A 10,765-nucleotide genomic window follows, 5' to 3' on the forward strand; every position below is an offset into this window, starting at 1 on the left:
AGAGTTTATGGAACTGTATTTAGATACTGCTGACGTTGCCGCAGTGAAACGCTTAGCGCGTGTTTTGCCTTTGCAGGGCGTGACTACCAACCCATCAATTGTAGCTAAAGCGGGCATTTCCCTTTGGGAAGTGTTGCCCGCGTTGCAGGATGCGCTGGGTGGCGAAGGCAAATTATTTGCTCAAGTCATTGCCGCACAAGCTGATGACATGGTGAAAGAAGCCGAGTTGTTGGTGAAACGCGTTCCGGGTCTGGTGGTAAAAGTTCCAACCACAGTCGAAGGCCTGGCGGCAATGAAGCAATTAAAAGCACTGGGCATCCCAACACTCGGGACAGCGGTTTATGGTGCCGCGCAAGGCTTACTGGCAGCGCTGGCAGGTGCAGAATATGTCGCACCGTATGTGAACCGCCTGGATGCGCAGGGTGGCGATGGTATTCAAATGGTGCAGGACTTACAGCAATTGCTGACGCTTCATGCACCACAATCGAAAGTTCTGGCCGCCAGTTTCCGTACGCCGCATCAGGCTATGTCTTGCCTGTTGGCGGGTTGTGAAGCGATTACGTTACCGGTTGATGTCACTGAGCAATTGCTGACAACACCTGCGGTGAATGCTGCGATTGCAACATTCGAAAAGGACTGGCAAGGGGCGTTTGGTTCACTGAGCTTGTAAAACTGTGCCGGTTTTCGCCGGCAGCAGATCAAATCTCCCAGGGCGACTTTTTTAAGTCGCTTTCTTTTTGTTCATCACCATTTGCGATGAGTAGCAATTCAGCTTTCAAAATCTCCAGGTTATTAATGGCTGACGTATGATCGCCTCCCACTAAAATATCCAGCACGGTATCAATACGCTTTGCGAGTTGCAGAGGGTCCACTGTCGGCATAGTGCATCCTGTTTTTCGGGAAAAAGTTACCGTCATAATGCAAAAAAAGCCCTCAAAAGAGAAGGTGCTAAGGCGCTTTTTTACTCTTATCCATCAATCAATTATCGAATAATACATAAGTAATAATTATTAAATACTCCAATACATTCATACCAATGCAGTAGTGGATTAGTCTGATCCTGCGTGTAACGCGCTTTCATAACATGAGGATAAGATAATGACAGTCATTAACCAGCCAACTTGCAAATTGTTCACGGACACTACTCGATTCACTCAATTGTCTGGCTATTATGAAGTAGAACGACGCACTGTATGGATGATGTTACGAGCTCAACCTCGCCCTTGTTTCAACCATAAATTAATCGAAGAAATCATGAACCTGCGGTATCTGGTGCAGCAGGAGGGTTTTGTCGTTGATTTTTGGGTGACCGGCTCATTGGTGCAAGGCATGTATAACACGGGGGGCGATTTGGGCTTCTTTGTTGAATCAATTCAGCAAGGCCGTCGTGAAGCACTTCGTGCTTATGCTCGCGCTTGTGTGGACTGCGTCCATGCGGCTTCCCGCGGTTTTGATAGTGGAGCGATTAGCCTTGCAATGGTCGAAGGGAGTGCATTAGGAGGCGGGTTTGAAGCCGCACTTGCGCACCATTTTGTCCTGGCACAACGGGATGCGCGCATGGGGTTCCCGGAAATCGCCTTTAACCTGTTCCCTGGAATGGGAGCGTATTCGCTGGTTGCGCGTCGCTCTGGTATGAAACTGGCTGAGGAGCTGATTTATAAAGGGGAGTCACATACTGCTGAGTGGCATCAGCAATTTGGCCTGGTGGATGAATTATTTGAACCGGGCCAGGGTTACCTTGCGACGCGAACCTTTATCGATACCTTGCAGCCTAAGCTAAATGGTGTTCGGGCAATGTTGCGCGCCCGTCAACGTGTCCTCCAGTTACCTCGTTCGGAATTAATGGATATCACTGAAGACTGGGTGGATGCCGCATTCTGCCTCGAAGCTAAGGATATTGCTTATATGGAAAGACTGGTGCAGTTGCAAAACCGCCATACTGCAACGGTATTGCGTAAAGCGAGTTAAGGTTTAAGAGTGTTGTAATACGGCTCTGCCGTTGGTTGGCGCTGTTCTTCAGAATGGCGTCTTCTTTTTGCTGCGCGGTTCAGGGGAACAATGAACCTGTTCAAGAAACGTTTTCAGAACAGGCGACTGATTTTCCCTGGACCAGACGACAGCGATGCCCATCGTCAGGTGATGAGATTCTTCCCTCAACTTACGAAAAACCACGCCTTGCCGCTTGATACATTGCAATGATGCAGGAACTAGCGCGATCCCGTTTCCCTCGGCAATTAGCCCCAGCATGATGTGATGATCTGCTGGCTCAGGGATCACATTAAGTTTGAAATTGATGCGCTGGAAAAACGCCTGACAATGATCATAAAAACCAGGATTCATACGCCTTTCGAACCAGAATATCGCTTCGCCACGAAGGTCGTCGAAACTTAAGCTACGTTTCGCTGCAAGTCGATGATGCTGGGGTATAGCCACGACTAACGGGTCATTTATGATTTTTTCGACAGCCAGATCTTGGGTATCGGAGTGCAAACCAACGAACGCGGCATCCATCGTGCCATTTTGCACTTCACGAATCAGATTAACGGAATAGTTTCCCTTTGAGAGGATTTGCCAGTCAGGAAAACGTTGGGTCAATTCATTTGTTACATTAGGGATAATGCTGCGTTCGAACACTGTGGTGTAGCCGATAACAAACCTTCCACCATCCTGACCTTTCGACGCACGGGCAACCGCAATCGCTTTTTCAGCCTGCAACAAAGTCAGTTTTACTTCCGGCAAAAATGCTGCACCCGCCTCGGTAAGTGTCACCCCAGTTTTACTGCGTAGAAATAATTGTACGCCAAGCTGCTCTTCCAGTTGGCGGATCTGTCGGCTTAAAGGCGGTTGCGAAATATGCAGGCGTAACGCAGCACGGCTGAAATTGAGTTCTTCACTCACTGCCAGAAAATAACGAAGTTGTCGCAGATCGATTGCATCATTCATACCGAAAAGGTATCACAAAAAGGGTATTGGATACTGTGCTGCGGAAAATTTAGAGTGCGTTCATCCCATAACTGAAAGGATTAAAAAATGGAAAACGAACGCTACTTACGTGGTCTTGCAAAATTAAAAGAAGTTGATGGAAATGCAGGTGAAAATGTCATTAACAGCTTGAGCGACATTGCACCAGATTTCGCAAAACTGCTGATTGAGTTCCCCTTCGGTGATATTTACTCACGCCCAGGTCTCGATTTGAAATCCAGAGAGATTGCGGTGGTTGCAGCACTGACAGCGCTTGGCAATGCGACACCACAGCTCAAAGTGCATATTCAAGGGGCATTAAATGTTGGCAATTCAGAGCAAGAAATTGTTGAAGTGATGATGCAAATGGCGGTGTATGCCGGTTTCCCATGCGCACTTAACGGGCTGTTTGCCGCAAAAGAGGTTTTTGCTCAAAGGGCTAACCAAAACTAACTATGCTGCACTATTAAGTGCCATATCAGGTGGATGATATGGCACTTATCTGTTTGATAAATCAGTTAACGTGCAGTTCTGGCTTGATAACGTTTTAACCAACGTTCGAATACGGCTGCGGGCATGGGTTTCGCAAACAGATAACCTTGCCGTTCGTTGACACCATTCTTAGTCAGAAAGGCATCTTCTTTTTGGTTTTCCACCCCTTCAGCAATCACCTGCAAATTCAAAGCCTGCGCCACTGCAACGATGGCACGCACTAGCGACTGGGAAACAGATTGCTTATGAATATCGCGCACGAAACTTTGGTCGAGTTTAATGGCATCAATCGGGAAACGAGCGAGTTGAGAAAGCGAGGAATAACCCGTTCCAAAGTCATCCAAATGCACCTGGGCACCAAGACGACTGAACTGCTGAATCACCGAAAGGGCTAACTCTTCGTTTTCAATCAAGCAGCTTTCTGTGAGTTCGACATCGATAGGGCAGTACTCAAAGTTGAGATCTTTGAGTGCTTGCTTCAAATCGCTAAAGATTGTTTGGTCTGCTAACTGACGTGCAGACACGTTCACCGCGACGCGTAAGTTGATACCTTTATCACGCCATTTCGCCACCTGTTGAACCACGCTCAACATTACCCAGCGGCCAAGCGGAACAATCAAACCGGACTCTTCTGCATAGGAAATGAAGTCCAGTGGTGGAATCAAACCACGCTCTGGCGATTGCCAGCGAACCAACGCCTCCAGGCTTCTGACTTCGCCGCGCCAGGTCATTTTCGGCTGGTAGTGAATAACCAGCTGATCGTTTTCCAGCGCTTTACGTAAATTGGTATCGAGCCACAAGTATTCAAAGACCCGCTGATTCATTTCCGGTGAGAAGACACAGAACTTGCCGCGCCCACTCTCTTTTGCGGTATACATCGCGGTATCTGCGTTGCGAATAACGCTTTCCCGGTCTTCACCATGCTGGGGAGCCAGTGAAATACCTAACGAACAACCGGTGTAAACTTCAATTAACCCGATACGGAAAGGTTGCTTCAGGCGGGTTAAAATTCGCGACGACATCGCTTCCAGAGTGGCTTGCGAAGTGTCAGTAGCCAGAACAATAAACTCATCACCCCCAAGGCGGGCCAGAATTTGCCCATCATCAAGACAACTCAAAATCGCTAACGACACCGCCTGCAAAAGCTGATCGCCAAACATATGGCCATAAGCATCGTTCACTTTTTTAAAGTTATCGAGGTCCAGATAAACGATGCCAGCCTGAGTTTCACCGCGATTATCGATAGCGGCAGTGATGAGGTCATTAATGGCATTGCGATTGGGGAGGCCGGTAATCGTATCGGTATTTGCCAGCACTCGCAGGCGTTCTTGTGCGCGGCGTTCTTCGGTAATGTCGGTACCAGAACAAATCAGATAGATTTCGTTCTTGCCACTGCCACTGTGGACGAATTTATTGCGAAACAAAAATAGCCGCTGTCCTTTGCGGGTTTTTATCCAGCGTTCGACTTCGTAAGAGTTTCCGTTGAGAAAGAAACCGCTAATATTGCGTTTGGATGCGGCGGCTTCACTACGGCTCATGAATAATTTAAAGACGTTTTGGCCAATGACATCTTGTTCTTTAAGACCGGTATATTCTTCACTCAGGCGATTGAAGCGCTGAATATTCCCTAATCGGTCGAGAATGACGATCACCGAGTTTGCCTCAGAAACCACCTGTTCTGCAAAAGAGAGGCCTTGTACTAAATCACGCGCAACAGAAGGGGTATCATTCCATGCTGAGGCCGTACCAGCCCACTCCTTTTTTGATACTTTTCGTCCTACCAGATGGACAGAAACTTCGCTGCCAAACAAAGAAATTGACATGGTTACGCTTGAGGTAATCACCGTCATTTGGCGGATTTGCTCTGCCTGTTCGGGATCCAAAGCGATGACCTGACTCACATCTGAATCTTCGCTGGCTGCTAATTGCAGCGCATTGCTGTCGGTTGGCAAACGCCAATATGGGCTGGTTGTCCCTAAATAACGGTAGAGCAGATTCTGCTCCAAATCGTCTTTCATGCTCTCTCCTGAACCGGGCCGACATATCGTGTCAGTCTGATATTTATATTAGCAATATAAAACCGATCTCAAAGCGACAACTGTCTGTAAAAGACATTGTTTTTGCAGAAGATGTGAGAAATCTGAATCTTCGGCGCTAGATTGGCAGTTTTTCGGGAGTCAACGCAAGTAAAAAAAGTGTTACAACTCTAATCATTTCCCCATTGTTACTATTTCCCGAAATCCAGTTGTCGGTGGAAAAGTTCCAATAAAAAAGCTGAACACAAGGTTCAGCTTTTTAGGAAGATTTTTAAACTTGCGTTTAAATTGCTGGACGGGCAATCACGCTACGCGTTTCCATACGCACTTCTGCGATAGTTACATCGATAACGTCAGTCACTTTAAAGGCGACTTCACCTTTAATTTGCACTGTACCAAGCTCCTGGCTGCACACCATTTCATCACGAACAGAGTGAATGAATGGCGCAGGGATGAAGGCTACCGCGCCGTTTTCAATCAGGCGTACACGCATCCCGCCACGGCTGACATCAATGATTTCAGCTGCAAAGCGTGTGTCTGTTCCTGCTTTATCTTGCAGGAAGCGCGCATATAACCAGTCGCCGACATCGCGTTCAGCCATACGGTTCAGACGACGACGCTCCGCCATCTGTACCGTGATCTCATCTTGCGGACGCGTTGCGGTTTCACCCTTGATGATCGCCTTTAACAGACGATGGTTGATCATATCGCCGTATTTACGAATCGGTGAAGTCCAGGTGGCGTAAGCTTCGAGGCCAAGACCGTAATGCGGACCAGGTTCAGTGCTGATTTCAGCAAATGACTGGTAACGACGAATACGGCTATCAAGGAAACTGGTTGGTTGTGCATCAAGCTCACGGCGCAGTTTACAGAAGCCGTTCAACGTCAGCACTTCCTGGGCGTCAACTTCCAGACCGTGGCCTTGCAACATGTTTGCGAGCTGATCAATGTTAGCTGGGTCAAAACCGGTATGGACGTTATAAACGCCAAAACCGAGCTTTTCACGCAATACAATGGCCGCACAGACGTTGGCGGCAATCATGGCTTCTTCAACGATGCGGTTCGCAATACGACGCGACTCAGCGACGATATCCAATACTTCGCCTTTTTCACCTAATACAAAGCGGTAATCAGGGCGGTCTTTGAACACCAGTGCATGCGTACGACGCCATTCAGCGCGGCTTAGACAAACGCGTTCCAGCAAACGGATTTGTTTGGCAATGGCGTCACCTGGCGGCTGCCAGTCGCCTTTTTCTTCCAGCCAGTCGGATACATCTTCATAGGCCAGTTTGGCTTTAGATTCGATGGTGGCGACGAAGAAATTAATGCCTTCATCGATACTGCCGTCTTGCGCGATAACCATGCGGCAAGCAACAACCGGGCGCGTGACGTTGGCACGTAATGAACACAGGTCATCAGATAGTTCACGTGGCAGCATCGGGATGTTAAAGCCCGGCAGGTAGTTGGTGAATGCGCGAACTTTGGCGATGCCGTCAAGCTTGCTGCCTTCAGCAATCCAGGCGGTAGGGTCAGCAATGGCAACCGTCAGTTGCAATTTTCCGTCGGCCAGTTCTTCAACGTACAGCGCATCATCCATATCTTCCGTGCTGGCGCTATCAATGGTGACGAAATCAAGGGCGGTTAAATCTTCACGCACCAGGCCTTCATCTAACATTTCAGTCGACACACCGTTAGGTGCTTCGCGTTCCAGATTGTGGCGCGACAGTGTCACCCACCACGGGGCAAGATGATCGTCGCCGAAGGTAATGAACTGCGTTAATTCAGCGTAAAAAGCGCGATCGCCTTTCAGCGGGTGGCGCTTCATTTCAGCCACGGCCCAGTCGCCATTCTGGAAATCATGCGTCACGTTACGATCCGCACGACACTGAATCGCGTCACGTAATAACGGATGATCCGGCACGATAGACAGGCGGTCGTCTTTACGTTGTACACGGCCAACAAACCGGCTGAGGAACGGTTCGATAAGCTCTTCTGGCTCAGCGGTTTCGCGGTCCTTGTCGGTATGAATCACCGCGCTCACGCGGTCACCGTGCATCACTTTTTTCATCTGCGGAGGCGGAATAAAGTAACTTTTCTGGGAATCCACTTCGAGGAAGCCAAAGCCTTTTTCCGTGCCTTTAACCACGCCTTCAACGCGTGGAGTTTGGGAATGCAGTTGCTGTTTAAGCTGCGCGAGCAGCGGGTTATCCTGGAACATGTATTTTAGTTTTCGTGGCCAAAAGAGCGGCTGACAGTTTTACGCGAAACCACTCATTGCGGCAAGCGATGATTGCCGTAAAAACGTGGGATATACAATGTCTAGCTGGCATTTCCCAACCCAATTTTCAGTCGATTCAACCAGCCATACAGCCCTGAAATCACCAGTAATCGCAACGCATCATCGTTGCTAAAACCTTGTTCAAATAAGGGTTGAAGCTGGGCGGCACTGAAGCTGCCTGGTGCTCGAGTTAATACGCGAACAGCCTGTATGATCGCGCGCTCCCGAGGATGATTGTGGCTCCAGGCCTGTAGCGCCCGTTCTCCATTGCGTATCGCTTCGGGTAAACCATTTTCTGCCTGCCAATGAGCAGTCGCATGACTAAAGCAACTGACGCTTCCATTAATGCGTGCCGTCAGCAGGTTCACCAGCACGAGATCGTCACCGATTTCTCCATCGGGCGGGAGTAACAGGCTGATAAGCTGACTCAGCACAGAAAGTGGTTCAGCATCGTGCGCCAGCAGCCAGCCAATGGGGTTTAAAACGCTTTGTGACTGGCTCAGGTTCAAAACATCGAGCTGTTGCGTGTTCGCGTAACGTTGCTCGACAGGGGGTAAATCAGGTTGCCAGGATTTATCGCCATCAAGGAACAAATTCGCGCTGGCATCTTGTTGGGTATCAAGCCCAGGAAGCCAACGCACAGGTAGACCCTGAAGCGCCTGAAAGACGGCAATCACACGAGCCTGAAAACCGATAAACCCAATCAATTGGTTAAATGTCACTATGTCATTTACTGATAGAGCGACTTCATCGAGTTGCTGGCGAGAATTATCATCAATCAAGGTGGGCTGGCTGGCCAACTGGCGGGCGTACTGAGTAATTTGTGTCAGGCGGCGATTGCTCTCGCGTGAGGAGTCTGGCCCGGGTTGTGGTGCAAGGCGTGCGGCGTAATGATTGCACAGCCGTTGTACGCCATACACTTGCGCGACAGTCAGCGCGGTGCTCAACCTGTCATAACAACTGAGCGTGTGTAAACGGGTGACAGGGCTGTTTTCAGGCAGTAAACATGTCGCGCCCTTGAGGGCGACAGAAAGCCAGGCTGCTTCGGATGCATGTTGCTCGGTACTCAATTCTAGATCGAGTAAAAAACGGTTTTCGAGGTAAGCGGCCTCGGGAACTAACGGTAATACGGCGGCGTCGCTGCGGCTGGACTGTGTTTCATGATACCAGTGGCCTTTGCCAGAGATTCGGCGTTGTTCCATGGTCGTTCCTTGGTCAAAGAGTTTACAAGCCTGGGTAAGACACCTGAAGGCCTGATTTGCTGCTTTATCCTGGCTTAACCACGTGAGGCGACAAAAGAATGATCGGTGATAATAAATATCGGAAAGGTATATGGAAGTAAAGTGGGGGGAGGCGAGGGAGTTTATGGGGTAGGCGGCAGCCCACCCCATATGAACCGAATTAGTCTTTCAGTTCCAGTTCGTTCATGGCAGCGATGCTGAAACCGCCGTCAACGTGCAGAACTTCACCGGAAACACCGGCAGACAAGTCTGAACACAGGAACGCTGCGGAGTTACCCACATCTTCAATGGTCACAGTACGACGAATCGGAGTAACCGCTTCGCAATGTGACAGCATTTTACGGAAATCTTTAATACCAGATGCTGCCAGAGTACGGATTGGACCTGCAGAAATGGCGTTAACACGTACACCTTCTGGACCCATCGCGTTTGCCATGTAGCGCACGTTTGCTTCCAGAGATGCTTTAGCCAGACCCATAACGTTGTAGTTAGGGATTGCACGCTCAGCACCCAGGTAAGACAGAGTCAGCAGAGCAGAACCTGGATTGAGCATTTCGCGACATACTTTTGCCATTGCGACAAAGCTGTAAGAGCTGATGTCATGAGCGATTTTGAAGCCTTCACGGGTAACTGCATTCACGTAGTCGCCATCTAACTGGTCGCCTGGTGCGAAACCGATAGAGTGAACGAAACCGTCAAACTTCGGCCAGGTTTTAGCCAGCTCGGCAAACATTGCATCGATGCTTGCATCTTCAGCCACGTCACACGGCAGGACCAGGCTTGAACCCAGATCGGCTGCAAAGCCTTCAACACGGCCTTTCAGTTTTTCATTCTGGTAAGTGAAAGCCAGTTCAGCACCTTCGCGGTGCATCGCCTGTGCGATACCGTAGGCAATGGAGAGTTTACTGGCGACGCCAGTGATCAGAATGCGCTTACCGGTAAGAAAACCCATAGCTTTGAATCCTTATAGTTTCTGCTAATTTTATGACTTTAAAATCATCAAATTACGATTAGTTAGTCACAATTTTTCAACACGAAAGTGAAATTATATCCCACTCCACTGCAGTTGTGTCACCTTATTTTTACCGCCCAGGCTGACTGGCTATCACGTCACCAGAGGTCGGAACAGCCAGACCATGATTCACGTACTACGCTTTAGAGGATATTTTTTGTTCACTGGTCACTAACTGAGAGCGTAATGATGAAGATAAATGTCGAAACGCAGGTAGATGCACCTGTTGAGAAGGTTTGGCAGGCTTATATCGACCCGGAAGCCATCAAACAGTGGAATACGGCATCACCGGACTGGCATACGCCGACTGCAGCGGTAGATTTTCGGGAAGGCGGGCCATTCTCATTTCGGATGGAAGCCAAAGACGGCAGCATGGGATTTGATTTTGCAGGTGTCTACACCCGCATCGTGCCGCATAAATTAATAGAATATAAGTTTGGCGATCGTGAAGCGAAGGTGGAGTTTACTCCAGCAGATAAGGGTGTCGACGTTCGTCTGGAATTCGATCCTGATGGGCAATATCCCGTCGAGCATCAAAAGAGCGGTTGGCAGGCTATTCTGGATAATTTTGCACGTTATGTGGAAGCAAAAACATAACGTTTAAAAGGCTGACATCTTCACTTATCCGCCTTGCACAATGCGGTTGTAGGGTGGATAGGAGTACATCAATTGAGCCGTGTTCAATCATTTTGCAAAAATAAGTTAACCCGCTAATTATAATGCAGTGATGCAAATGGATTTATAT

General features: G+C 48.9%; 10 protein-coding genes. 4 read left to right on the forward strand and 6 right to left on the reverse strand.

What is annotated here, in order from left to right:
* The first annotated feature begins 7 nt into the window (after positions 1–7).
* The gene (gene fsa, locus MES37_RS05335) at positions 8–670 is read left to right on the forward strand and encodes a fructose-6-phosphate aldolase (RefSeq protein WP_064546384.1); all 663 of its coding nucleotides are present in this window, start codon (positions 8–10) and stop codon (positions 668–670) included.
* Between the two features lie 28 nt (positions 671–698).
* Here fsa and yciZ read toward each other — a convergent pair whose 3' ends face one another.
* On the reverse strand, positions 699–881 hold the full coding sequence (gene yciZ, locus MES37_RS05340) for a protein YciZ/DeoL (RefSeq protein WP_064546389.1): 183 nt from the start codon (positions 879–881) through the stop codon (positions 699–701).
* 217 nt (positions 882–1,098) lie between these two features.
* Here yciZ and MES37_RS05345 point away from each other — a divergent pair, with 217 nt between their 5' ends.
* Positions 1,099–1,968, forward strand: a complete 870-nt coding sequence (locus tag MES37_RS05345) for a crotonase/enoyl-CoA hydratase family protein (protein ID WP_064546391.1) — start codon at positions 1,099–1,101, stop codon at positions 1,966–1,968.
* Positions 1,969–2,016: 48 nt separating this feature from the next.
* Here the strand turns inward: MES37_RS05345 and MES37_RS05350 are convergent, their stop codons facing one another.
* The gene (locus tag MES37_RS05350; protein ID WP_232885814.1) at positions 2,017–2,943 is read right to left on the reverse strand and encodes a LysR family transcriptional regulator; all 927 of its coding nucleotides are present in this window, start codon (positions 2,941–2,943) and stop codon (positions 2,017–2,019) included.
* 87 nt (positions 2,944–3,030) lie between these two features.
* On the opposite strand from MES37_RS05350, the gene MES37_RS05355 reads away from it, so the two are divergent.
* The gene (locus MES37_RS05355; protein ID WP_064546395.1) at positions 3,031–3,414 is read left to right on the forward strand and encodes a carboxymuconolactone decarboxylase family protein; all 384 of its coding nucleotides are present in this window, start codon (positions 3,031–3,033) and stop codon (positions 3,412–3,414) included.
* Between the two features lie 65 nt (positions 3,415–3,479).
* Here MES37_RS05355 and pdeR read toward each other — a convergent pair whose 3' ends face one another.
* The 4 genes from pdeR to fabI all read right to left on the reverse strand — a co-directional run bounded on the left by pdeR (position 3,480) and on the right by fabI (position 9,960).
* Positions 3,480–5,471 carry a cyclic di-GMP phosphodiesterase gene (gene pdeR, locus MES37_RS05360; RefSeq protein ID WP_064546397.1) on the reverse strand — a complete coding sequence of 664 codons (1,992 nt, stop codon included), beginning with the start codon at positions 5,469–5,471 and terminating at the stop codon, positions 3,480–3,482.
* Positions 5,472–5,772: 301 nt separating this feature from the next.
* A complete protein-coding gene (locus tag MES37_RS05365) occupies positions 5,773–7,707 on the reverse strand; it encodes an exoribonuclease II (protein ID WP_121813554.1) in 1,935 nt (644 codons plus the stop codon).
* Between the two features lie 101 nt (positions 7,708–7,808).
* Complete coding sequence (locus MES37_RS05370) at positions 7,809–8,969, reverse strand: CMD domain-containing protein (RefSeq protein WP_237930326.1); 1,161 nt, start codon at positions 8,967–8,969, stop codon at positions 7,809–7,811.
* A gap of 199 nt (positions 8,970–9,168) precedes the next feature.
* Positions 9,169–9,960 (reverse strand): enoyl-ACP reductase FabI, encoded by a 792-nt coding sequence (gene fabI / locus MES37_RS05375; protein ID WP_064546403.1) that lies wholly within the window; start codon positions 9,958–9,960, stop codon positions 9,169–9,171.
* 246 nt (positions 9,961–10,206) lie between these two features.
* Between fabI and MES37_RS05380 the strand changes: the two genes are divergently transcribed.
* Positions 10,207–10,617: an SRPBCC family protein gene (locus MES37_RS05380; protein ID WP_208856726.1), complete on the forward strand. Its 411-nt coding sequence runs from the start codon at positions 10,207–10,209 to the stop codon at positions 10,615–10,617.
* Positions 10,618–10,765: the final 148 nt, after the last annotated feature.

This window comes from Buttiauxella sp. S19-1, assembly GCF_022134725.1.
Taxonomy (GTDB): Bacteria; Pseudomonadota; Gammaproteobacteria; order Enterobacterales; family Enterobacteriaceae; genus Buttiauxella; species Buttiauxella ferragutiae.